We start from the raw sequence: 23,574 nt of genomic DNA on the forward strand, positions 1-23,574 counted from the left end.
CAGCACGAAGCCGCCTGATCAACGAAATCCAAAGCGGTAGAAACCGGGCGGTTACTTCATACCGGCTTTGATGGCCGACCATTCAGCGGGGGTCAGCTGTTCCTGACCCGTAATAACTTCGCTTGCACCTCCGACAGCACGGTTCGTACCCAGCACCGCACCCGCCACCGCCAGATAACATGCGCCTGCACTGGCCGCGCCGCAGTCGTCGTCGGTGGCCACAGATTACGTCCCGCAGGGATGGCCATCACCGCAATCCTCGCAGGGGCCGAGGCCGTCTACTTCACCAAGCAGAACCTCGGAAAGATCGGATTCCAAGATACCGTCCAGCTTATCAAAAACGACCGCACCAGCTATTGGTGCAGCCGCCAGGAGGCCCCAAACCCATACAGGACGCAACAGTCGGATATTTCTACCCCATCAGGATGGAGGGTTTTCAAATAGAATGATCAATCCACAAAGCGTGAAAGCCCCCTCGATAGGAAACCTGCTCCTCTACATCTTCTATTAAATGTGACATGTGTAAATGTGAGACCCCAGATGGCTCCGATACACCAAACCGTTCAAATAATGTTATCCCAGTCTCCGCAGTCCGCTCAGCAAACCCAGAAATGTCCACGTTGCGATACAGCAATTTATTCCACCTATCCGTTGATAAGACGATCCCGACTTCGGACCCCCAAAGGTTTGGCTCTGTAATGATACAATAAGTCCGGACAATTTCAGGAAAAGCACCCGAGGAAAACACCATTTCTCTGCCCTCATTGCTGATCGCTTCCATCTTGCAAATCAAGCACTGGACGCAGAATGCTCGAATGGCACGATTTTGATAAGAATCTTCAATAAGTTTATATGGGAATGGCAATTTCCAAGAAAAATAGTCAGGAGTCGCCTCTTTTATAGGCATACCTCCAATAGATTCAGCTGAAGAAGCCCAATCGAACAGGTTATTCATAAACGACCTAAGATCTGCGGCATGCCCGCCAAAGGCATCACTCACGGCAGAATCCGATCCGCTGGAAGATTTCCAAGATTTTTACCGGCAAGATCAACTTTAATCCTGGGATTTCCCCTCGCATCAAAAACCTCAAGATGATTCTTGTGTAATCCGTCAAGATAGAACTGATCGCCTTTACGAATCTTACTTCCATCTTGCAGAACGATGTCCGCATCAGCCTTATAAACTCTCTGCCCCTGATAGACCTTAGCAGTCCTGCTCGAGGCGGACTTAAACACACGACCCGTTATTGTATCAAAAAACGCATTGATATTATGAACAGGCACACTTGGTAAGTCTGCGCCAACCGATTTTGGAACGCTGACTGTCCTATTTGTTGCCACCTCCTTCGCGGCAATGACGGCTCCGCCTTTGGTAATGATGGCAACGCCTTGGACGATAGTAACCGTTGCAACGCCAGTTTCAACCCAGCCGATCAGCTGTCTTGCGTCTTCAGGCTTCATACCGGCTTTGATAGCCGACCATTCAGCGGGGGTCAGCTGTTCCTGACCCGTAATAACTTCGCTTGCACCTCCGACAGCACGGTTCGTACCCAGCACCGCACCCGCCACCGCCAGATAACATGCGCCTGCACTGGCCGCGCCGCAGTCGTCGTCGGTGGCCACAGATTACGTCCCGCAGGGATGGCCATCACCGCAATCCTTGCAGGGGCCGGGGCCGTCTACTTCACAAAGCAAAACCTCGATACCGCCAGCTTCACCGACGCAATCCAACGCATCCAAAACGACGATGACGCATTCTGGTGCAAACGCGCAGCGGCAAGCATCGTCCAGGACGCAACTGGCGCATACTTCTGCGCAATCAGAATGGAAAAATATCAGTCAGAGGAAGGCGGGGAGTGAAAATTACGTCAAGCCATCGGACAAACCAAAATTATCAAGAAAATCTGATAAATACTGGCGTTGAAAATCGTTGACCTCTGCCCCCACCATTTCTCGGATAATTGCCGCGAACCTTGCCAACTCAAGCCCTTCGATCTGCTGAAGGGATGCGCCAACACTTTCCATCAAAGCAACAGCATAGTCGCTGTTTATCTGTGAATCATCAGCCGTTTCCAGCTGAAACAACAGTTCGGAAAGCGTTCCCGTCAAAGCCCTTTCTAGTGAATCTGTCATTCTGGCACCACCCTCACGGTTATGTTCGAAACATTCAGATCGTTAAACATTCTGGTCGCACGATCCGCTTGCGCTTGCGTCGGTACTTCCCAACGTCCAGTTAGGCCATTTTGTTGTAGAGCCTCAGATTGCCGAAGAACTTGGTCTTTTGCTTTTTGCGTGGTGACGACGGACAACTTTCTGTCGATCAAAACGTCGCCATCAACACCATCGAAGCGCACAGACGTCGTCTGTCCGTCGGACGTAGTTCTTGATAGCGCCGGTGCCTGACCCTTGTGGGTTTCAATATTTGAACGAGACCCCATAGCGCCTTCATCATAAGCCCGAGCCCTCGGGCTCATACTGGCACCTTCATCTACCCAAGCAACCTTCTCGTTAGCCAAGCTACCGATTGGTCTATTTGTTGCCACTTCCTTCGCGGTAATGACGGCTCCGCCTTTGGTAATGATGGCAACGCCATGGACGATAGTAACCGTTGCAACGCCAGTTTCAACCCAGCCGATCAGCTGTCTTGCGTCTTCAGGCTTCATACCGGCTTTGATAGCCGACCATTCAGCGGGGGTCAGCTGTTCCTGACCCGTAATAACTTCGCTTGCACCTCCGACAGCACGGTTCGTGCCCAGCACCGCCCCCGCCACCGCCAGATAACATGCGCCTGTACTGGCCACAGGAATGGCCGTCGCCGCCCTGCTCGCGGGGGTCGGGGCCGTCTACTTCACCAAACAGAACCTCGACACTGCAAACTTCAACGACGCAATCGGGCTGATCCAGAACGATACCCGCGCCTTCTGGTGCGACCGCGCAGGGGTCGTCACGCCAATCCAGGACGCAACGGGCGGGTACTTCTGCCCAGTCCGAATGGAAAAGTATCAGGCGCCAGAGAAAGGTGATCAATGACACACACCCTAGTCAGGCGGCAGACTGTAGCCAGAGGTCCGCCATGCTGCACGCCTATCTGCCCGACAATGGCGGCCTTCGCCCGCTGACCGGCGAGGATCTGACCCCGGCGCTGTGGGTCGATCTGTATCGCCCGCTGGATCGCCAGACCCGCCAGGTCGAGGAACTGGGCATCAGCGTTCCGACGCTGGCCGATATGGAAGAAATCGAAATCTCGAACCGGCTGTATCGCGAAGACGGCGTGGAATACATGACGGCGGTGCTGCCCGGCGAACTGCCCGATGGCAGCCGCGTCGCCATGCCAGTCACATTCATCCTGACGCCGCAGCGGCTGATTACCGTGCGCCACCACGAACCGCGCCCGTTCAAGACCTTTCCCGACCGCGCGGGCCGGGCAACGATGGGCTGCGCCAGCCCCGACCGGCTGTTTCTGGGCCTGATCGAAGACATCGTGGCGCGGCTGGCCGATATTCTGGAACATGCCGGCAAAGAACTGGAACAGACCACATCCGACGTTTTCCATAACGGCGGCCATGCGCGCACCGAGCAGTTGCAAGCCGCGCTGGTGCAGGTCGGGCGCACATCGGATCTGATTGCCAAGGTGCGGCTGGGGCTGCTGTCGCTGGAACGGGTGCTGGCGTTTTATGTCGTCGCCGCGCCCGGACGGCCCGACAGCGGGCGGATCAAACCAGTGGTGAAATCCTTGCAGCGCGATATTCAGGCGCTTGAGGTTCACGCCGACTTCCTGTCCTCGCGCATCGGCCTGACAGCGGATGCCACGCTGGGGATGATTAACCTGCAACAGAACAACGCCGTGCGGATGCTGTCGGTGGTCGCGGCATTGTTCCTGCCGCCCACGCTGATCGCCAGCATCTACGGGATGAACTTTGAACATATGCCGGAACTGGCCAGCCGCTGGGGCTATTACATCGCGCTTGGGTTGATGCTGCTGACCAGTCTGGCGACATGGCTGTTGATGCGGTGGAAGCGCTGGCTGTGACGGCGCGTCCGGCTGTCATATTTCTGTCGCATTTGCGTCATTCTTTTGTCATACCTCGCCGGTAGGCCGTGCAGGTCAAAGCAACTCCGACGGGGAAAACAGATGACACGGATGTTTACGGCATCGGCCATCGCGCTGATCGCTTCGCTGACAGCCGCCGAGGCGCGGACCGAAATTCAGTGGTGGCACGCCATGGGCGGCGAGCTGGGCGAAAAGCTGGAGGCCATCGCCACCGCCTTTAACGAAAGCCAGCAGGATTACACCATCACGCCCGCCTATAAGGGCACCTATCCCGAAACCATGACCGCCGCGATCGCCGCATTCCGCGCGCAGCAACAGCCCGCCATCGTGCAGGTGTTCGAGGTCGGCACCGGCACCATGATGGCCGCCGAAGGCGCCATCGTTCCGGTTTACCAACTGATGCAAAACGCGGGCGAGCCGTTTGACCCGGCCAGCTATCTGCCCGCCGTCGTCGGCTATTACACCGATACCGATGGCAACATGCTGTCGCTGCCGTTCAACAGCTCGACCCCGATTCTGTATTACAACAAGGACGTGTTCGAAAAGGCCGGGCTGGATCGCGACACCCCGCCCAAAACCTGGGCCGAGGTCGAAGCATTCTCGAAACAGATCAAGGAATCCGGCGCGGCAAGCTGTGGTTTCACCACCGGCTGGGTGTCGTGGATTCAGACCGAAAACTTCAGCGCATGGCATAACCAGCCCATCGGCACCGGCCAGAACGGCTTTGACGGGCTGGATTCGCGGCTGTCGCTGAACGGCCCGGTGCAGGTCAAGCATTGGGGCAACCTGAAACGCTGGGCCGATGAGGGCATCTTCAAATATGGCGGCCCGGTGGGCGGCAATGACGCCCCGCCGATGTTCTATTCGCAGGAATGCGCGATGATTATGAACTCCAGCGCCAGCCGCGCCGGGGTCATCGCCAATGCGACTGACTTCGAACTGGGCTTTGGCATGTTGCCCTATTACGACGACGTCGAGGGCGCGCCGCAGAACACCATCATCGGCGGCGCAACCCTGTGGGTGCTGTCCGGCCGCCCCGAGGCGGAATATACCGGCGTGGCCAGGTTCTTTACCTATCTGACCAGCCCCGAGGTGCAGGCAAGCTGGCATCAGGACACCGGCTATCTGCCGATCACGCAGGCCGCCTATGACCTGTCGCGCGAACAGGGCTATTATCAGGCCAACCCCGGCGCGGAAGTCAGCCTTGAGGAAATCACCCTGAACGAGCCGACCGAAAATTCCAAAGGTCTGCGCTTTGGCAATTATGTTCAGATCCGCGGCGTGATCGACGAGGAATTCGAACAGATGCTGTCGGGCAGCAAGGATGCTCAGGCTGCGCTGGACGCGGTGGTATCGCGCGGCGATGCGCTGCTGCAAGAATTCCAGGCCCAGAACCAGTAACACGACAGCGGCGCCCGCGATATGCGGGCGCCTCCTTTCGGGACCAGCCATGAAACGCACCGTTTTCAACAACCAGCTTTTGCCGTGGCTGCTGCTGGCCCCGCAACTGGCGATTACCTTTGTGTTTTTCCTGTGGCCCGCCGCGCAGGCCGTCTTTCAGAGCTTTCTGCGGCAGGATGCGTTCGGCATCCGCACCACCTTTGTCGGGCTGGCCAATTACCGCGCGCTGCTGAACAGCCCGGAATATCTGAACTCGCTGCAAGTCACGGCGATCTTCGCGGTATCGGTCACGGCGCTGTCGATGCTGACCGCGCTGCTGATGGCGCTGGCGGTGGACCGGATGATCCGCTCGACCCGCATCTATACGACGCTGCTGGTCTGGCCCTATGCGGTGGCCCCGGCGGTGGCGGGCATCCTGTGGTGGTTCATCTTCAACCCCACGGTCGGCATTCTGCCCTATGTTCTGGGCGGCATCGGTTACAACTGGAACCACGTCAGTTCGAAAACCGATGCGATGATCCTTGTGGTGATCGCAAGCGCGTGGAAACAGGTCAGCTACAACTTTCTGTTCTTCGTCGCCGGGCTGCAATCCATCCCCGCATCCCTGCGCGAGGCGGCGGCCATCGACGGCGCAGGCCCGGTGCGGCGGTTCTTTGACATCACCTTTCCGATGCTGTCACCCACCACGTTTTTCCTGCTGGTGGTCAATATCGTCTATGCCATGTTCGATACCTTTGCGGTGATCGACGCCACCACGCGCGGCGGCCCTGCACAGGGCACCAATATCATGGTTTACAAGGTCTATTTCGACGGCTTCATCGGCCAGAACATGGGGTCCAGCGCCGCGCAATCGGTGTTCCTGATGCTGATCGTCATCACCCTGACCATTATCCAGTTCCGCTGGGTCGAAAAGAAGGTCGCCTACTGATGGTCGAAAACCGCCCCGGCCTGAACCTGCTGGCCCATCTGGTGCTGATCCTTGGCGTTGCCGCCGTCGCGCTGCCGGTATGGATCGCCTTTGTCGCATCCACCCATACCGCGACCGACTTCATGTCGGGCACGATCCCGATGTGGCCCGGACCGCATCTGGCTGAAAACTATGGCAGAATGTTGGATCGTGGCGTATCCACATCGGGCACGCCGCCGGTGGCCTCGATGATGTGGAACAGCCTTGTGATGGCGCTGTGCATTGCCATCGGCAAGATCATCATTTCCGTGACCTCGGCCTTTGCCATCGTCTATTTCCGCTTTCCGTTCAGGATGCTGGCATTCTGGTGCATCTTCATCACCCTGATGCTGCCGGTCGAGGTGCGGATCGTGCCGACCTTCAAGGTGGTGGCCGATCTGGGGATGCTGAACAGCTTTGCCGGCCTGTCGATCCCGCTGATCGCATCGGCCACGGCGACGTTTCTGTTCCGGCAGGTGTTCCTGACCATCCCGGACGAGCTGACCGAGGCCGCGCGCATCGACGGCGCAGGCCCGATGAAGTTCTTTCGCGACATCCTGATCCCGCTGTCGCGCACCAATATGGCGGCGCTGTTCGTGATCCTGTTCATCTATGGCTGGAACCAGTATCTGTGGCCGCTGCTGATTACCACCGATGCGAAATATTACACCATCGTCGCCGGTATCCGCCGCATGGCCGATGCGGTGGACGGGTTGCCGCAATGGCATCTGGTGATGGCAACCGCGATGCTGGCCATGCTGCCGCCGGTGATCGTGGTGGTCACGATGCAAAAGCTGTTCGTCAAAGGTCTGGTCGAGACGGAGAAATAACATGGCATCCATTACCCTGACCGATCTTGGCAAGGTTTATACCGGCGGCACCCGCGCCGTGGGCGATGTGAATATCGACATCGCCGATGGCGAGATGATCGTGCTGGTCGGCCCCTCGGGCTGTGGCAAATCCACGCTGCTGCGCATGGTGGCGGGGCTGGAAACCATCAGCGAAGGCACGGTGAAGATCGGCGACCGCGTGGTGAACAACGTCGAACCCGCCGACCGCGATATTGCGATGGTGTTTCAGAACTATGCGCTTTACCCGCATATGACCGTGCGCCAGAACCTCGCCTATGGGTTGAAAAACCGCCGCACGCCCCGCGCCGAAATCGACCGCCGCGTGGATGAGGCCGCCGCCATCCTGCAAATCGGCCCTTTCCTTGATCGCAAGCCCCGCGCCCTGTCCGGCGGCCAGCGTCAGCGCGTCGCCATGGGTCGCGCCATCGTGCGCGAACCGGCGGCGTTTCTGTTCGACGAGCCGCTGTCGAACCTCGATGCCAAGCTGCGGGTGCAGATGCGGCTGGAAATCCGCGAATTGCAGCGACGGCTGCGCACGACCAGCCTGTATGTGACCCATGACCAGCTAGAGGCGATGACGCTGGCCGACCGTCTGGTGGTGCTGAACGCGGGCCGCGTGGAACAGATCGGCACACCGATTGACGTTTACCGCCGCCCCGCCTCTGCCTTTGTCGCCGGTTTCATCGGCAGCCCGGCGATGAACCTGATCCCCGCCCGCGCCGTGCCGCACCTGCCCGGCAGCGCCCATGCCGGCCTGATCGGCATCCGCCCCGAGGATCTGGCCCCAACCCCCGGCGGCCCGATCGAGATGACCATTTCAGCGGTCGAGGAACTGGGCGCGCAGCGTCTGGTCCATGGCCGGGTCAATGGCGAGCTGCTGACCGTCACCCTGCCCCCCGGCGCAGAGCTGCCCCCGGTGCTGCACCTGTCCGCCGCCCCCGAAGCACTGCACCTGTTCGATGCAGAAACGGGCCAGCGCATCGGCCGGGACGGGGGCTGAACCGGGTTGGGCCGGATGGCAGGATCACCTTTCACCTGCCTGAACGCGACACTGGTTGCCTTCAATCAGGGGCGCCCCCTCACAAGATGACGGCAAGGCGATACGGAAACTGTCAGCCTGCCCGCCGCCGCCGTTGCAGCGCCCCCTTGGAAAGCCGGTCAAGCAGCAACGCCACCGCGACGATGGCCAAACCTGCGCGCAGGCCAAGGCCCATTTCCATCCGCGTCAGACCGCGCGTCACCTCGGCCCCCAACCCTCCGGCACCGACAAGACCTGCCAGAACCACCATGGCCAGCGACAGCAGGATGCACTGGTTCAGACCGACCAACAGCGTGGGCATGGCGGCCGGAAGCTCGATCTTCCACAGAATGGTGCGAGGCCGGGCGCCAATCGCCTCGCCCAATTCTTTCAGGTCGTTCGGCACGCCACGAAAGGCCAGCGTCGTCAGGCGCAGCATCGGCGGGATGCCATAGACAATCGTGGCAATGATGGCGGGAACCTTGCCCAAGCTGAAAATCATCACGGCCGGAATCAGATAAACCCACGGCGGCACGGTCTGCATCACATCGAGGACCGGGCGCAGGGCCGCTTCGACCCAGGGGTGTCGTGCGGCCATGATGCCAAGGGGAAAAGCGATGGCCACAGCAACTGTCACGGCGACGACGACCAGCGCGATGGTCTGCATCGAGCCAGTCCATAGCCCCATCAGCCAGCAGAACCCCAAACAGCAGGCCGACAGCACAGCAACGCGATAACCTGCGACGAAAAAGGCCAGCACAGCGACCACAGCGATCAGCGCATAGGGCGGCAGCAGCAACAGCACGCCCTCGATGCTGCCCAGCACCGTCTCGATCAATCGGGATACAGATGCAAAGAAGCCATGGAAGTTTCTGTTCAACCATTCGACAAGGGGGGCGAGGAAGGCTCCGGGATTAAAGGTCATTTCGCCCTCGCAAGGTTTTGGGTGACGCGATCCAGCACCATCGTCAGCACGACAATCGCGATCGACGCATTGATCGAAGTGGCGATGTCCAGGGTGCGGATAGCGCCGTAGATCGTCTGGCCAAGGCCCCCCGAACCGACGATCCCCGCGATCACCACCATGCCAAAGGCCATCATCAGGCTTTGATTCACGCCCGCCATGATCGAGGGCATGGCGAAGGGCAGCCGGATTTTCCAGAACATCTGTGCAGGCGTCACGCCGCTGGCATGGCCCAGTTCGATGAACTCATTGGGCGTCTGGCGAATACCCAGCGAGGTCAGCCGGATTGCTGGCGGCATCGCCACGATGACAGTCGCGACCAAAGCCGTCGCCGGACCAAAGCCCAAAAGCGCGATGGCCGGCAGCAGGTAGATATAGGGCGGCATGGTCTGGATCAGATCCAGCACCGGCACCAGCGCCCGGTCAAGCCTTGGCATCAATCCGGCCACCACGCCAAGCGGCAGGCTGATGGCCAGTGCGATGACGCTGGCCGCAACGACCAGCGCCAGCGTCTCCATGGTTTCGGGCCACAGCCCCATGGCAGCGCAGGCGACCAGCGCGATGACGGTGGCAATCCCCGCCCAAAGGCTCAGCACGCGCCAAACCAACAGCCCGGCGATCACGGCGGCAAGGTAGAACGGCGGCAGCATCAGCAACCACAGCACGCCGCCATACAACCCTTCCAGAACAGCGCGGGCACCATCGAAGATAAAGGCAGCATGATCGGTCAGCCAGAACAGCGCATTGTCAACGGCGGTGTCAAACGTGGTGACGAAATTCTCCATGACGCCCCCTTAATGCGCGGCGACGGCGGCATCGCCGCGCACACCCAGCAACAGATTGCGTATGGTGACGATGCCAACAGGCTTGCCGCCGTCCTCGACGCAAATCGCATCGCTGCCGGTCCGGGTGATCTGGCCAATCAGCGTGTCGATATCCGCCTCGGGCGAGCAGCGCGGCAACCCTTCGACGGCGCCCTGCCATTGTTCGTGCGGGACCATGACCGAATGCGCCTTGACCAGATGCAGGCGCGAGATACCGGCAACGAAATCGGCAACATACTGGTCGGCCGGATTCATCACGATCTCTTCGGCATTGCCGGTCTGGATGATGACCCCATCCTTCATGATCGCGATGCGATCACCGATCCGCATCGCCTCATCCAGATCGTGGGTGATGAATACGGCCGACTTGCCCAGATCCTTGGTCAGTTGCCGGAATTCATCCTGCAACTGCCGCCGGATCAGCGGGTCCAGCGCGGAAAACGGCTCGTCCATCAGGATGATTTCGGGATCAGAGGTCAGCGCACGCGCCAGCCCGACCCGCTGCTGCATACCGCCCGACAGTTCTGAAGGGTAGCGCAGCTTCCAGTCCGACAGGCCGACCTTGTTCAGCGCCGCCTCGGCGGCACGGTTGCGTTCGTCGCGCGGCACACCCTGCACCTCTAACCCGAAGGCCGCATTTTCCAGCACGGTGCGCTGCGGCAACAAGGCTACGCTTTGGAAAACCATGCCGATATGACGGGCGCGGGTTTCGCGCAGGGTGGCGGCGTCCATGGCGGCGATGTCGCGCCCCTTGACCAGAACCTTGCCCAGGCTCGGCTCGATCAGCCGGTTAAGCAGTCGGATCAGCGTGGACTTGCCCGACCCCGACAAGCCCATGATGCAAAAGATCTCGCCCCGCCGCACCTGAATGCTGGCATCAGAGACCCCGACCACGCAGTTGAACTCTTTCAGAACGTCCTGCTTGCCGATGCCCCGCCGGGTGATTGCCCTGATCGCCTCTTGGCTGCGGTTGCCGAATACTTTCCAGACCGACTGACAGTCGATAAGCACCTCGGTATTTCCCATGTCTTTCCCTGCCGCCTTACCTTCTGGTTACTGCCCGTGGTGTTTCGGGGCGGCCCGTGGGGCCGCCTTTCAGCCTTAGTAGGATTTGATGTTTTCCCAGCGTTTCAACAGATCCTCATGCGCGACGGTCCATTCGGCCACGGCCTCGTCCATGGTCTTGCCGTCGTTCACGGCGGCATTGATCCGGGCGATCTCGGCAATCGGAACATAGACGCTGGCAATAATTTCCCGCGCTTCGGGGTTCGCCTCGGCGAAACCTTTCTGGCCGATCCAGTAATAGCTTTGCGGCGGGGCAAAGATGCCCTTCGGATCGTCAAGAAACTTGGTGTCGAATTGCAGGGCCATCCATGTCGGTTCCCACAGCATGACGGCGATCCAGTCCTGACGGTCCACGGCAGATTTCAGCGCGGCAGTCATGGCCGCGGTGCTGCCTTCGACCAGTTGCAGCGTCAGCCCGTATTGATCGACCGCATCGGCGGCCTCGCGCATCAGCCCGGCCCCCGGTTCGATACCGATGATCTTTCCGCCAAAGCTGTCGGCATGTTCGTTCAGCTGTTCGACGGAATCGATCGGAACATATTTGGGCACGGCAATGCCCTGATAAAGCCCGTGCGACACAGGCGACAGCTTTTCCAGCCGGTTCATGTTTCTCTGCCAATAGTCGTGGGCGACGTAATCGGTCTGCGAGGCCATGATCTGGATGTCGCCCCTGGTCAGCGCGGCATAGGCGATCCCCCATTCGGAAAACTCGGTTACTTCGACGGTGTAACCCTTGTCTTCCAGCACCTTTCTGGTGATCCCGGTGATCGGGGTCAGGTCTTCCCAGATGATCGTGCCCATCTTGATGGTCCTGTCCTGGGCCAGGACCGGCGATGCAAGCCCCAGCGCGACCGCGCCGGCAGCAAGTGCCTTGAATATTTTACGCATAAGAGCCTCCGCTGTTTGTTTATTGGTTTCCGGCGAACCGGCTGGCGAACATCATCATTCCCCGGCCACGGCTGACGCCCTGGCGCATGGCTCGCCTCCGTTTCCAAAAGAATGAAAGGGATGGCCGGGCTTCAGGACGCCCCCACATCCCATAACAAGGATTTATCCAGCCTCGTCCGTTTCCGGGCAAACGAGAATTTGCTTCTATGCCGCATTAGCTAAACTGCGGCAAAACGCCCCGATCAGCCCGCATCAGCGCGCAATGAGCCTAAAAGATGGGCTACAAACCCCGCCACTGCGGGATGTTCCATGGATTTCTGTTTGCAATTCAGGAAATTCCCGCGCCCGGCGGTGATCGGTGCGGGATGGGCAAAGACCAGATGGCCCTGCGCTATGTCACGCTGAACCATGTGATGCCAGCCCAGCATCACCCCTTGACCCCGCAGCGCGGCATTCATCAGCAGGCTGACCTTGTTCGTCGAAAGGCTGGATGGCCCCTTGTTCCATTCTGCCCCTTGCGCCCGGAACCACTCGGCCCAGCCCAGCGGCTGCCAGCCGATGGCCTCGGCGCTCCAATGCCGGTCGTCCAGATGCAACAGGTTCACGCCGTTCAGGCTGACCGCATCATCAAACGGGCCGTGGCGGTCCAGAAATTCGGGGCTGCATACCGGCTGCGCGATTTCCGGGAACAGGAAATGCAGTTCTTCACCAACCTCGCAGCGTTCGTTACCGCAGAGGATGGCAATATCCACATCGGCATAATTGCGCAGCGCGTCATCGGCGTCAGACGCCAGAACCGCAAAGCCCACTTCGGGATGAGAGGCGCGGAAACTGTCGATAAGCGGCTGTAGCCAGAACAGCGCCATCCCGTCCGTCGCCGAGATGGTAACGGTTCGCGGCCCTTCCTCTCCGGTCAGCATCGTGACGGCGGCGCTGATCGTGTCCAGCCCCGCCGTCACGGCAGTGAACAGGCCCGCCCCCTGTGGCGTCAGTTCCAGTGCATTGTGTTTGCGGACGAACAGCGGCACGTCCAGCGCCCGTTCCAGCAGGCGGATCTGCTGACTGACGGCGCCTTGGGTGACGTTCAATTCCTTGGCAGCCAGCGTAAAGCTCAGATGTTTGGCGGCCACCTCGAATGTTGCGAATGACCCCAGTGATGGCAGATAGCGACGCTTGCTTGGCGGCATGGCTTCCCCTTTGACAACGGGGTTATTCTAGCCTTGCCTGCCATTCTTTCCAGCGCATATAGGCGTTTGCGCCGATCGTATCGAAAGGGTGCGGCGGCAGACGGCCCGGCTCGGTCTCGGCTGCGAAAAAATCGGTCACGTCGCTTGTCCGACCACAGGCCAGTTCTGCCGCACCGATTCCGGTCAATGTGCCGCGTGCGGTGCCCAATCCGTTCTGCACACAGGCAGCGTAAAGCCCCGGCTCCAGTTCGCGCATGACCGAAACGGCATTCCTCGACAGGCACAGGTGCCCCGACCAGGCATGTTCAAAGCGCACCCCCCGCAGCATCGGAAAGCGGTCGTCGAACTTTTTGCGCATGGCACGCACCAGCCGGGCAAGATCATTGGCGCTTGTCTGCATGTCGGGCCGGTAATACCCGCCTTGCCGGATAATGATGCGATGGCCGCCTTGCGCCGCGCCAATCCGGCGCACCGTGGTCCCCATCGGATCGGCAGGGGTGGCACCCCAGCATTCATGCCCGCCAAGTGCCCGCAACGCTTGGGGCGACAGTTCTTCGGTCATGCAGCCATTCAGCATGATGTGCATCAACCGGCCACGCCCAAAGCCAAAGCTTTCGAGATGTCCGTTATTTGCCATGACAAGCTTTTGCGCCCGCACCCTGCCCTGCGCGGTCGCCACCTCCCACCCTTGCGCCATGCTTTCGATGCTCAGCACCGGCGACCGCTCATGGATGCGCACACCGGCACGCTCAAGCCCGGCGGCGATCCCCTGCACATAGCCCGCAGGTTGCAACATGGCCGTGCCAGGCGTGAAAAGCCCGTTCTGGTAATAGGTCGAGCCGGTGATCTCGGTCATCTGCCGGGCATCGAGAACCTCATGCACCTCGCCCATCTGGCGCAGATGGGCGGCATAGCTGATATTGGCTGCGATGCCCGGTGCCGAAGCGGCGGCGTTGATCTTTCCCGACCGTTGGAAATAACCGGCGGGGACAGCATATTCCGCAACCGCCTGCGCCGCAAAGTCGATAGCGTGACGGTTCAGTTGCGTCAGTTGCCGGTTATAGCCGTCACCCGAACCGGCGTAATCGCTGGATGTCAGCTCATGCGGAAGATCAATCATAAAGCCCGAGTTGCGCCCGGTGCCGCCTTCGGCCACCTGTGCGGCATCCAGAATCACGACGTCCAGATCAGGGTCGATCTGTTTAAGACGCCGCGCAGCCGACAGGCCCGCAAAGCCGGCACCGATGATCGCAATATCGCACCCCGTGGCCCCCTCCAGCCGCGCCCGTGGCGGGACCGGGGGCAGGATAACGCTCCACCCTGCCGGGCCATTGAAGACCGGGGTGCGTATGGCCTTGTGCCGCGCCATCAGTCCAGCGACGTGTCGGAATGATCGGTCAGGTCCAGCCAGATGGTCTTAAGCTGGGTATATTGATCGTGCGCATGAATGGAATTGTCGCGCCCGCCAAAGCCGGATTGTTTATAGCCGCCAAAGGGCGTGCTGATGTCCCCTTCGCCAAAGCTGTTCACCGTCACCGTTCCCGCGCGCAGCATCCGCGCGCCCCTTAAGGCGCGCTTGCCATTGGCCGAAAAGATCGAGGCGGCAAGGCCATATTCGGTATCATTGGCAACCGAGATCGCCTCTTCGAAACTGCCGACCGGAACAACCGTCAGGATCGGGCCAAAGATTTCCTCGACTGCCAGCGCGGAATCCCGTGCCGCCTGAACCACGGTCGGCTCGATAAAGCCCTCGGATACGATCTGCCCACCCAAAAGGATTTTCTCGTTTTTGGCGATGTTCAGATAGGTGCTGACCTTGTTGAAATGCGCCTTGCTGACCAACGCGCCGATACGCACCTGCGGGTCCAGCGGATCACCAACGATCCATTCGCGGGCATGGGCGATCACGCGCTCGATCAAGGCGTCCTGAATGTCGCGGTGGACAATCAGCCGCGACCCGGCGGAACAGTTCTGCCCCATATTCCAGAAGGCGCCGTTGACGACATGTGCGGCGACGGCATCCAGATCCTCGGCGTCGTCCAGCACGATACAGGGGTTCTTGCCCCCCAGTTCCAGCACCACTTCTTTCAGGTTGCTGTCCGCCGCGTAATGCAGAAAGCGCCGCCCCGTCCCTGTCGAGCCGGTAAAGCTGACCATATCCACGTCGGGATGTCGGCCCAGCGGCTCGCCCACGTCCTCGCCAGAGCCGGTAACGACATTCAGCACGCCGCGCGGCAACCCGGCCTCGGCCGCCAGTTCGGCCACGCATAACGCGGTCAGCGTGGTCTCGGCGGCGGGTTTGACCACGACGGAACAGCCAGCGGCAAGCGCGGGGCCAATTTTCCACGCCAGCATCAGCAACGGAAAGTTCCATGGCAGCACCAGACCCACCACGCCCACCGGCTCGCGCACAATCATCGCGATATGGTCATCCGAGGCCGGGGCCACCTGATCGTAGATCTTGTCAATCAGTTCGGCATGCCACCGGATGACATGGATCGTTTCCGGCACATCGACGGTTTCGCAGTCATAAATGGTTTTGCCCGCATCAAGGCTTTCCAGAACTGCCAACTCGCGCGCGTTTTGTTCCATCAGCCTGGCAAGGCGCAACAGCACTTTCTTGCGTTCGGCAGGGGGAATGCGCGACCAGCGGCCATCCTCAAAGGACTCGCGCGCCCTGGCAACGGCAAGGTCCACATCCTCGGCCCCGCAGGCGGCGATCTCGGTCAGCGTCTCGCCGGTGGCGGGGTTCACAGTGGGAAAAGTCCTGCCCGAGATGGCAGGGCGGAAAGCGCCGTCGATAAAGGCATTCTGCGGCAAATCCAGCGACTGCGCGATAGCCTTGTATTCCCGAGTGGTCAGAAGATCGCCCATAGTCAGTTCCCTTCCGTGATTGCCTTGATGGCTGTTTTCAGTGTGCCGATCACCTGTTCCAGCGCGCGCTTTTCGTCCTTGTTCAGCCCGCGCAGCGGCGGACGCACCGGCCCGGCAGACACGCCCGAAACCTCGACGCCGTGCTTGACGCACTGGATGAACTTGCCGCCCTGTTCCAGCACCCGCATCAACGGCAGCATTGCCGACATGATGCGACGGCCCATATCGAAATCGCCCCGCACGACGCAGGCCTGATAAAGCGCCACATGTTCGTGGGGCAGAAAGTTGGAGCCGGCGCAAATCCAACTGCGCGCCCCCCATGCAAAGAACTCTAACGCCTGATCGTCCATGCCGCAGGACATCTGGATATGGGGATAGTCGCGTGCCAGCAGATGGACACGGTTAATATCGCCCGAGCTTTCCTTGATGCCGATGACATTCCTTGAACGACCGACGCGGTCCAGAAACTCTGGCCCCATCTCGACGCTCATCCTGCCGGGATAGTTGTAAAGGATGATGGGCAGATCCGCGGCACGGTCGATGGCCAGCGCATTCAATGCGTTCTCGCGCTCGGTCGGGACGGAATAGGGCGGCGTGCCCAGCAAAATCGCATCGGCCCCCATCTCGCGCGCGCCCTGCGCCAAAGCGATGGAATCGGGGGTGCGCATAGCCCCGGTGCCGACAATGACAGGCAACCGCCCCGCGCTGCGTTCGGTGATGAAACGGGCAAGCGTCAACCGCTCTTCGACGGTTTCGGCATAGTTTTCGCCGGTGGAACCGCCCGAAATCAGCCCATGGACCCCTGCCGCGATCAGCCGCTCGACAAGATCGGCCAGCGCGTCCAGATCGAACGATCCATCCTGTTTGAACGGCGTGATAAGCGGCGTATAGATGCCTTCCAGCTTCATGCGGGGGATCATGTCGCTACCTCCTGTCGAAAGATCGTCCTTGGCAACAGGGGTAAGTCCGCCTCGCCCGCACCGCAAAGGAGAAGTTTAACGGGTCAGGCATTAGAAAAACTAAGTGAGCTTTCCGCGATCTTCGCCCGATCCGATCTTTCGATCTTCTTGATGTCAGGCTGCCAAGGGGAAACGGGCAGGTATGATATTCCAAGGCCAGTATCTGCAAGCTGCGGCGGCGACCGGCCTGCACCGGCAGGACCGCAAGGCATCGCAGCAACAAAGAACCGGCAGATCAGCGGAAAGGCCGATCCTGCCATATGGCGGTTAATTGACAGCCCCTTGGGATCAAACCGTATCCAGATACAGTTCGACTGTTTCTTCGTCTGACAGTTCGGCCATATAGTGCAGTTCCTGCCGCTTGGTCATGACGAAATTGTCGATCAGATGCGCCGAAAAGATGCGGCGCATTTCGGGGCAGTCGGCAAAGGCGTCGATGGCGGCGGCCCATGTTTCCGGCAGTTGGTCCATCTGCTTGTCATAGGCGTTGCCACGAAAGGCCGGGGGCGGCTCGGTCTTGTCCTCAAGCCCGTTCAGGGCCGCGCCAAGAACCGCCGCGATGGTCAGATAGGGGTTCACGTCGCCCCCCGCCACGCGATGTTCGATCCGCCGCGCCTTTGGCCCCGATGACGGAATGCGGATCGCGCCGGTGCGGTTTTCATAGGCCCAGCCGATGCCGGTGGGCGCATGAGCGTTCGGCACCAGCCGGTCATAGCTGTTTTCATGCGGCGCAAACAGCAGCGTCGATCCGGGCATGGCGCGCAGGCAACCGGCGACGGCATGGCGCAGCTCGGCCGTGCCATCGTCGCCGCCGTTGTCAAAGATATTGCGGCCATCTTTGGTCAGGATCGAAAAATGCATGTGCATCCCGTTGCCGGACCACATGTCATAGGGCTTGGCCATGAAGCTGGCGGCAAAGCCGTATTCCCGCGCGATGCCCTTGACCAGCATCTTGAAGAACCAAGCGTCATCAGCGGCCTTCAGCGCGTCGCCCTGATGCATCAGGTTGATTTCAAACTGCCCCGGCCCGGCCTCGGATATGGCGGTGTCGGCGGGAATATCCATCGACTCGCAGGCATCATAAAGGCGGGTGAAGAACTGATCGAAGGCATCCAGCGCCTTGAGCGACAGCACCTCGCCGCCGGTGCGCCGCTTGCCCGAACGCGGGCTGGGGGGCACGCGCAACTGCCGACCGGAATCGTCGATCAGATAGAACTCCAGCTCGGTCGCGACCACCGGCACCAGACCGGCGGCATCGTATCGTTCGACCACGCGGGCCAGCGCCTGACGCGGATCGCCCTCATACGGGCGGCCATCGGGGTGGAACATCCACAAAGGCAGCAGCGCGGTCGGCGCATCCAGCCAAGGCATCGGCAGAAAGCCGCGTTCCGTCGGCAACAGCACCCCGTCAGGGTCGCCCGACTGAAACACCAGCGGGCTGTCCTCGATGTCTTCGCCCCAGATGTCGAGGTTCAGCACCGAATAGGGAAACTTGGTCCCCTCGGCCAGAACCTTGTCGGCAAAGCGCGCCGGAACCCGTTTCCCGCGCGCCACCCCGTTCAGGTCGGCGGCGGCGATGCGGATGGTGCGCACCTCGGGGTGATCCCTCAGCCAGTCCATGATGTTACCTTATCAGTTGCGGGCGGTATCTGATCCGCCGTGCTGCCCCCGGAAGATGCCGGTTCAGACGCCGGTTGACCAGCCCGAACAGCGAAATCAGCAGCAGAGTCAGCAAGATGAAATAAGCCGCCACAATCGGATAGGCGACAAAGGGGTTGAAGGTGCGTTCCGCGAAATAGCGCGCATAATACAGCGCATCGCCCTGTTGCTGAAACGCCGGAAAGCCGGAAAAGAACACCAGCGTCGTGGCGTGAAACAGAAAGATCGCCTCGTTCGTGTAAGAGGGCCACGCCAGCCGCATCATCGTCGGCCACAGCACGCGGCGGAATTTCGTCCAGCCGGACATGCCATAGGCATCCGCCGCCTCGATGTCGCCCTTGGGCACCGACATCAGCGCGCCGTGAAAGATCTGCGCGGAATAGGCGGTGGTGTTCAGGATCAGCACGATCAGCGCCCCGGCCCATGCCTTGGTCATCCAACTGGTCTGAACGGTGATCCCGAACAGATCAATTCCGGCGCGAGGCAACAGAACCAGCGCCTCATAGGCCAGAAAGAACTGGATGAATAGCGGGCTGCCACGGAACAGAAAGATAAAGCCCTCGGCCGGGGCACGCAGCCACGGGCTGGTGCTGGCCTTGGCCAAGGCGATGACATTGGCCAGAAAAAAGCCGGTCAGCAGCGCGAAAAAGGCGAAATAGACGTTCCAGATCAGCCCCGACCCGATCAGCACGACCTGCTGACACAGATCAATGTCAGCGCGGGGCAACAACCGTTCGCCCATACCGATGGACCGCAGGGCATAATCGGTGATGGTCTGGGTGCAACTGCTCATGCCGCGGCCCCCTTGCGCATCGCTTCGCCCGCCATCGTGGCCTGCCCGGTGGACAGGCGGCGGTTCAGGCTGGTGATGACCCGCTCTGACACCCAGGTCATCAGCAGATAGAACACCAGAATCGCCAGAAAATAATACAGCCGCCAGTCGGGGTGCGGATAGGCAAAGGCGCTGGTTTTCACCCCGCCCAGATCACGCGCCCAATATACAATGTCCTCGACCCCCAGCAGGAACAGCAAGGGCGTGGCCTTGATGAGAATCATCCACAGGTTCGACAGGCCGGGGATGGCATAGGTCCACATCTGCGGCACCAGAATGCGGCGCGTGACCTGACGCTGGCTCATGCCATAGGCTTCGGCGGTTTCCAGTTGCGCGCGCGGCACCGCCTGCATCGCGCCATACAGCACATTCGCGGCAAAAGCGCCGAACACCACCGAAAAGGCAATGATCGCCAGCAGCAGGCCATACGCCTGATGCACCCAGTCGGCGGCACTGGACAGCGGCACCTTGGCGGCGGCGCAGACCAGAAATTCGTTGCCCTGCCGCACCGGGATCGACGGATCGCAGTAAAACCGGCTTTTCACATATTCGATGCCCTGATCCAGCGCGATCGGCACGAACAGAAAGAACACAATGTCAGGGATACCCCGCACCATCGAGGTATAGATCCGCCCGAACCAGCGCAGCGGCGCAAAGCCTGAACGGCTGGCCATCGCGCCCCCAAACCCGAACAGCAGCGCCACCGGCGCCGTGATCGCCAGCAGCAACAGCACCGTGCCAAAGCTGGCATAGAACAGCAGATGCTTGCCCGAAGTCAGGTAGCACGACAGCCAGACCAGACCATCCAGCGATTTCGGATCGGCGCAGTATTGAAACATATGTCCCCGCAGACACCGCCCGGTTCAGGCCGGGCGGTGCGATCAGCCCATGGCGCGATTATTCAAAAGTTCCGGCGGCTTCGCCGAACCATTTGGTAATCATCGCGTTCAGCGTGCCGTCGGCCTTCATCGTTTCGATGGCGGCGTCGAATTTCGCCTTCAGCTCGGTGTCGGATTTGCGCATCCCGATGGCGATGCCCTTGCCCACGACAACCGTTTCCCCTTCTGCGACCCAGACCAGTTGCCCGCCGGATTCGTTCACGAAGGGGGCCAGAAAGTCCTTGTCGGCGAACACGGCATCAGCCTCGCCGTTGCGGACGGCGGCGATGGTTTCATCGCCCGTGGCATATTCCAGCAGCGTCGCACCGCTTTCGGCGACATAGCCCGCCTGAATGGTATTGGTCTGCGCCGCGACGATCCCGCCCATATCCGCATCGGCGGTCAGCGCGGCATAGGCGGACGGAGGCGGCGGAGTATAGGGTTCGGAAAAGGCGATGACCTGTTCGCGTTCGTCCGAAATGTTCATCCCGGCCATGATCGTGTCATAATTGCCCGAGACGAGGTTCGGAATGATCGAATCCCAGTCGTTGCGAACCCAGGTGCAGTTCAGCTCGGCGCGTTTGCACAGCTCGTTGCCCAGTTCGACCTCGAACCCGTCCACCTGCCCGGCATCATTGACGAAGTTATAGGGGGGATAGGCGCCCTCGGTGCCCATACGAACCACATCCTGCGCCATCGCCCCCCCGGCGGTCAGCGCCAGTGCGGCGGCTGCAAACATCAGTTTTTTCATTTTTCACTCTCCTGTTGGGATCAGGCCACCATGGTGGCGCTGAGAAACTGGCGCAGCCGTTCCGATTGCGGTGCGCCGAAAAGCTGGCCGGGCGGGCCTTGTTCTTCGATCAGGCCCTGATGCAGAAACACGACATGATCCGACACATCGGCCGCCAGCCGCATGTCATGGGTGACAAGAATCATGGTGCGATGTTCGGCGGCCAGATCCTTGATGACCTTGACCACCTCTTGCTGCAATTCCGGGTCCAGCGCGCTGGTCGGTTCGTCCAGCAACAGCGCATCGGGCTGCATGCACAACGCGCGGGCAATGGCGGCACGCTGTTGCTGGCCGCCCGACAGTTGCGCGGGCCATGCCCCGGCCTTGTCGCCGATCCCGACCTTGGCCAGCAAGGCGCGGGCGCGCGGTTCGACCTCGGCCGGGTTCTGGCGCAGCACGGTGACAGGCGCTTCCATCACGTTTTGCAGGATGGTCATGTGCGACCACAGATTGAACTGCTGAAACACCATCGACAGATTGGTGCGCAGCCGCGTCACCTGCGCACGGTCGGCAGGCGTGCGATCCCCGCCCTGACCGCGCCAGCGCACCGCATCGCCCTTGAACAGGATGTCGCCCTGCTGGCTTAGCTCAAGCAGATTGCAACAGCGCAGCAAGGTCGATTTGCCCGAGCCGGACGACCCGATCAGGCTGATGACCTGCCCCCGGCGCGCAGTCAGGGAAACCCCCTTGATTACCTCAAGCGGGCCATAGGATTTATGAAGATCCCGGATTTCAATGACCGGAGAATCGGAAAGGGCGTCAGCATTCATATCCATCGTGTCGCCATGTGGCGGCATTTGGATTTTGATTGCAACGGTTTCCTGACGGCGCACTGGCGGCATTTTCAGCAATTGCCGCCAGACCCGGCACCGATGCCGCCCCCGCTGGCAGGACGGGCAGTCAGAGAATCTCGACCCGGTAGCGTTCGATCACCGTATTCGCCAGCAGGCTTTCGCACATGCGGGCGACCTCGGTTTCGGCAGCGGCGGGATCGGTGGCGGTCAGGTCCAGTTCGATGACCTTGCCCTGCCGGACGCCGCTGACGCCCTTGTGGCCCAGACCGGCCAGCGCATGGCGGATCGCCTCGCCCTGGGGGTCAAGAACGCCGTCTTTCAACATGATGGTCACGCGGGCTTTCATCGCGGGGCGTCCTTTCAGTTAATCAGCGTCGGTTTGGTCAGCCCCGCGCCATTCGCGGGCATCAGACCCAGACGGCGCGCCACCTCGGTATAGGCATCGGTCAGATTGCCCAGATCGCGGCGGAACACGTCCTTGTCCAGCTTTTGGTTGGTTTTCACATCCCACAGCCGGCAGGAATCGGGGCTGATTTCATCGGCGACGATCAGGCGCATGAAATCGCCGTCCCAGATGCGCCCGACCTCGATCTTGAAGTCGATCAGCTTGATACCGACGCCATAGAACACGCCCGACAGGAAATCGTTGACCCGCAGCGCCAGCGATACGATGTCGTCCAGATCCTGCTGCCCGGCCCAGCCAAAGGCGATGATGTATTCTTCCGACACGAACGGATCGCCCAGTTCGTCGTTCTTGAAACTGTATTCCACGATGGGCCGGGGCAGCGGCGTGCCTTCCTCGATACCCAGCCGTTTCGCGATCGAGCCGGCGGCGAAATTGCGCACGATCACCTCAAGCGGGATGATCTCGACCTGACGGATCAGCTGTTCACGCATGTTGATGCGGCGGATAAAGTGGTTGGGGATGCCGATATTCGTCAGCCCCTGCATGAAATATTCCGACAGGCGGTTGTTCAGCACCCCCTTGCCCTCGATCACGGCCTTTTTCTGGGCATTGAAGGCGGTGGCATCATCCTTGAAATATTGCACAAGGGTGCCGGGTTCCGGGCCTTCATACAGAATTTTCGCCTTGCCTTCGTAGATTTTCTTGCGCCGAGGTGCCATTGGCCGCCCGTCCTTTCGACCGTGCTGTTCCTGCGGCTTATCGCAGATGCGGCGAAAGGGGGCAATACGGGGTTGCGGCACCGTCCCCGCGCGGGCATATCTGCATCAACTCAGTGTAATCTGCCGAGGGGAAGGGCAATGACCACTTTCGACGACCGCGAACGCGCCTATGAAACCAAATTCGCGCATGACGCCAACCTGCGCTTCAAGGCAGAGGCGCGGCGCAACCGCCTGCTGGGCGAATGGGCCGCCGAACTGCTGGGCAAAACCGGCGACGAGGCACAGACCTATGCCATGACCGTCGTGACCGCCGATTTCGAAGAACCGGGCGACGAAGACGTTTACCGCAAACTGGCCGCCGATCTGGACGGCAAGGCAGACGAACGCACGATCCGCACGAAAATGCAGGATCTGATGGATACAGCCCGCCAGCAGGTCGCGGCAGAATCGGAATAATCCGACACACCG

Annotated in this window: 27 protein-coding genes; 8 read left to right on the forward strand and 19 right to left on the reverse strand. The window is 60.5% G+C overall.

Annotated elements, in window-relative coordinates:
• Window positions 1–436: 436 nt before the first annotated feature.
• Entirely contained in the window at window positions 437–1,000 is a 564-nt protein-coding gene (locus Q4G14_RS03270; protein WP_303360297.1) for a DUF3916 domain-containing protein, read from the reverse strand.
• Complete coding sequence (locus Q4G14_RS03275; RefSeq protein ID WP_303360298.1) at window positions 997–1,623, reverse strand: hypothetical protein; 627 nt, start codon at window positions 1,621–1,623, stop codon at window positions 997–999. The genes Q4G14_RS03270 and Q4G14_RS03275 overlap by 4 nt, the downstream gene beginning before the upstream one ends.
• Before the next feature lie 18 nt (window positions 1,624–1,641).
• Here Q4G14_RS03275 and Q4G14_RS03280 point away from each other — a divergent pair, with 18 nt between their 5' ends.
• Complete coding sequence (locus tag Q4G14_RS03280) at window positions 1,642–1,860, forward strand: hypothetical protein (RefSeq protein WP_303360299.1); 219 nt, start codon at window positions 1,642–1,644, stop codon at window positions 1,858–1,860.
• A gap of 3 nt (window positions 1,861–1,863) precedes the next feature.
• Here the strand turns inward: Q4G14_RS03280 and Q4G14_RS03285 are convergent, their stop codons facing one another.
• Together Q4G14_RS03285 and Q4G14_RS03290 are read right to left on the reverse strand one after the other, a co-directional pair.
• Window positions 1,864–2,133: a hypothetical protein gene (locus tag Q4G14_RS03285; RefSeq protein WP_303360300.1), complete on the reverse strand. Its 270-nt coding sequence runs from the start codon at window positions 2,131–2,133 to the stop codon at window positions 1,864–1,866.
• Window positions 2,130–2,801 (reverse strand): hypothetical protein, encoded by a 672-nt coding sequence (locus tag Q4G14_RS03290; protein ID WP_303360301.1) that lies wholly within the window; start codon window positions 2,799–2,801, stop codon window positions 2,130–2,132. Before Q4G14_RS03290 ends, Q4G14_RS03285 begins: the two co-directional genes overlap by 4 nt.
• Window positions 2,802–2,805: 4 nt before the next feature.
• On the opposite strand from Q4G14_RS03290, the gene Q4G14_RS03295 reads away from it, so the two are divergent.
• From Q4G14_RS03295 to Q4G14_RS03320, 6 genes are all read left to right on the forward strand, one after another.
• The gene (locus Q4G14_RS03295; RefSeq protein ID WP_303360302.1) at window positions 2,806–3,030 is read left to right on the forward strand and encodes a hypothetical protein; all 225 of its coding nucleotides are present in this window, start codon (window positions 2,806–2,808) and stop codon (window positions 3,028–3,030) included.
• A 43-nt stretch (window positions 3,031–3,073) separates the two neighbouring features.
• Window positions 3,074–4,030, forward strand: a complete 957-nt coding sequence (locus Q4G14_RS03300; RefSeq protein ID WP_303360303.1) for a magnesium transporter CorA family protein — start codon at window positions 3,074–3,076, stop codon at window positions 4,028–4,030.
• A 102-nt stretch (window positions 4,031–4,132) separates the two neighbouring features.
• Window positions 4,133–5,452 (forward strand): sn-glycerol-3-phosphate ABC transporter substrate-binding protein UgpB, encoded by a 1,320-nt coding sequence (gene ugpB / locus Q4G14_RS03305; RefSeq protein ID WP_303360304.1) that lies wholly within the window; start codon window positions 4,133–4,135, stop codon window positions 5,450–5,452.
• 49 nt (window positions 5,453–5,501) lie between these two features.
• Window positions 5,502–6,380 carry a sn-glycerol-3-phosphate ABC transporter permease UgpA gene (ugpA, locus tag Q4G14_RS03310; protein WP_303360305.1) on the forward strand — a complete coding sequence of 293 codons (879 nt, stop codon included), beginning with the start codon at window positions 5,502–5,504 and terminating at the stop codon, window positions 6,378–6,380.
• Window positions 6,380–7,228, forward strand: coding sequence for a sn-glycerol-3-phosphate ABC transporter permease UgpE (ugpE, locus tag Q4G14_RS03315; protein ID WP_303360306.1), 849 nt, complete (start codon window positions 6,380–6,382; stop codon window positions 7,226–7,228). Before ugpA ends, ugpE begins: the two co-directional genes overlap by 1 nt.
• A 1-nt stretch (window position 7,229) precedes the next feature.
• Window positions 7,230–8,249, forward strand: coding sequence for a sn-glycerol-3-phosphate import ATP-binding protein UgpC (locus tag Q4G14_RS03320; RefSeq protein WP_303360307.1), 1,020 nt, complete (start codon window positions 7,230–7,232; stop codon window positions 8,247–8,249).
• Between the two features lie 112 nt (window positions 8,250–8,361).
• On the opposite strand, the gene Q4G14_RS03325 is transcribed toward Q4G14_RS03320, so the two are convergent.
• The 15 genes from Q4G14_RS03325 to purC form a co-directional block, all read right to left on the reverse strand.
• Window positions 8,362–9,105 carry a proline/glycine betaine ABC transporter permease gene (locus tag Q4G14_RS03325; protein ID WP_303360308.1) on the reverse strand — a complete coding sequence of 248 codons (744 nt, stop codon included), beginning with the start codon at window positions 9,103–9,105 and terminating at the stop codon, window positions 8,362–8,364.
• Between the two features lie 83 nt (window positions 9,106–9,188).
• Window positions 9,189–10,016: a proline/glycine betaine ABC transporter permease gene (locus Q4G14_RS03330; protein ID WP_303360309.1), complete on the reverse strand. Its 828-nt coding sequence runs from the start codon at window positions 10,014–10,016 to the stop codon at window positions 9,189–9,191.
• 9 nt (window positions 10,017–10,025) lie between these two features.
• Entirely contained in the window at window positions 10,026–11,081 is a 1,056-nt protein-coding gene (locus Q4G14_RS03335) for a glycine betaine/L-proline ABC transporter ATP-binding protein (protein WP_303360310.1), read from the reverse strand.
• A 75-nt stretch (window positions 11,082–11,156) separates the two neighbouring features.
• Entirely contained in the window at window positions 11,157–11,921 is a 765-nt protein-coding gene (locus tag Q4G14_RS03340) for a glycine betaine ABC transporter substrate-binding protein (RefSeq protein ID WP_303360311.1), read from the reverse strand.
• 329 nt (window positions 11,922–12,250) lie between these two features.
• The gene (locus Q4G14_RS03345) at window positions 12,251–13,195 is read right to left on the reverse strand and encodes a LysR substrate-binding domain-containing protein (protein ID WP_303360312.1); all 945 of its coding nucleotides are present in this window, start codon (window positions 13,193–13,195) and stop codon (window positions 12,251–12,253) included.
• Between the two features lie 22 nt (window positions 13,196–13,217).
• Window positions 13,218–14,564 carry an FAD-binding oxidoreductase gene (locus tag Q4G14_RS03350; RefSeq protein WP_303360313.1) on the reverse strand — a complete coding sequence of 449 codons (1,347 nt, stop codon included), beginning with the start codon at window positions 14,562–14,564 and terminating at the stop codon, window positions 13,218–13,220.
• The gene (locus Q4G14_RS03355) at window positions 14,564–16,069 is read right to left on the reverse strand and encodes an aldehyde dehydrogenase (RefSeq protein WP_303360314.1); all 1,506 of its coding nucleotides are present in this window, start codon (window positions 16,067–16,069) and stop codon (window positions 14,564–14,566) included. Before Q4G14_RS03355 ends, Q4G14_RS03350 begins: the two co-directional genes overlap by 1 nt.
• 2 nt (window positions 16,070–16,071) lie before the next feature.
• A complete protein-coding gene (locus Q4G14_RS03360; RefSeq protein WP_303360315.1) occupies window positions 16,072–16,989 on the reverse strand; it encodes a dihydrodipicolinate synthase family protein in 918 nt (305 codons plus the stop codon).
• Between the two features lie 327 nt (window positions 16,990–17,316).
• Entirely contained in the window at window positions 17,317–18,651 is a 1,335-nt protein-coding gene (locus Q4G14_RS03365; protein ID WP_303360482.1) for a glutamine synthetase family protein, read from the reverse strand.
• Between the two features lies 1 nt (window position 18,652).
• Window positions 18,653–19,480, reverse strand: a complete 828-nt coding sequence (locus Q4G14_RS03370) for an ABC transporter permease (RefSeq protein WP_303360316.1) — start codon at window positions 19,478–19,480, stop codon at window positions 18,653–18,655.
• Complete coding sequence (locus Q4G14_RS03375; RefSeq protein WP_303360317.1) at window positions 19,477–20,358, reverse strand: ABC transporter permease; 882 nt, start codon at window positions 20,356–20,358, stop codon at window positions 19,477–19,479. Before Q4G14_RS03375 ends, Q4G14_RS03370 begins: the two co-directional genes overlap by 4 nt.
• Before the next feature lie 58 nt (window positions 20,359–20,416).
• Complete coding sequence (locus Q4G14_RS03380; protein ID WP_303360318.1) at window positions 20,417–21,148, reverse strand: transporter substrate-binding domain-containing protein; 732 nt, start codon at window positions 21,146–21,148, stop codon at window positions 20,417–20,419.
• 20 nt (window positions 21,149–21,168) lie between these two features.
• Window positions 21,169–21,963: an ABC transporter ATP-binding protein gene (locus Q4G14_RS03385; protein ID WP_303360319.1), complete on the reverse strand. Its 795-nt coding sequence runs from the start codon at window positions 21,961–21,963 to the stop codon at window positions 21,169–21,171.
• 124 nt (window positions 21,964–22,087) lie between these two features.
• Window positions 22,088–22,327 (reverse strand): phosphoribosylformylglycinamidine synthase subunit PurS, encoded by a 240-nt coding sequence (gene purS / locus Q4G14_RS03390; RefSeq protein ID WP_303360320.1) that lies wholly within the window; start codon window positions 22,325–22,327, stop codon window positions 22,088–22,090.
• A gap of 14 nt (window positions 22,328–22,341) precedes the next feature.
• The gene (purC, locus tag Q4G14_RS03395) at window positions 22,342–23,106 is read right to left on the reverse strand and encodes a phosphoribosylaminoimidazolesuccinocarboxamide synthase (RefSeq protein ID WP_303360321.1); all 765 of its coding nucleotides are present in this window, start codon (window positions 23,104–23,106) and stop codon (window positions 22,342–22,344) included.
• Between the two features lie 138 nt (window positions 23,107–23,244).
• On the opposite strand from purC, the gene Q4G14_RS03400 reads away from it, so the two are divergent.
• Window positions 23,245–23,562, forward strand: coding sequence for a DUF1476 domain-containing protein (locus tag Q4G14_RS03400; protein ID WP_303360322.1), 318 nt, complete (start codon window positions 23,245–23,247; stop codon window positions 23,560–23,562).
• The last annotated feature ends 12 nt before the right edge of the window (window positions 23,563–23,574 follow it).

Origin of the sequence: Paracoccus sp. (in: a-proteobacteria) (assembly GCF_030538755.1) — a bacterium.
Classification (GTDB): Bacteria; Pseudomonadota; Alphaproteobacteria; order Rhodobacterales; family Rhodobacteraceae; genus Paracoccus.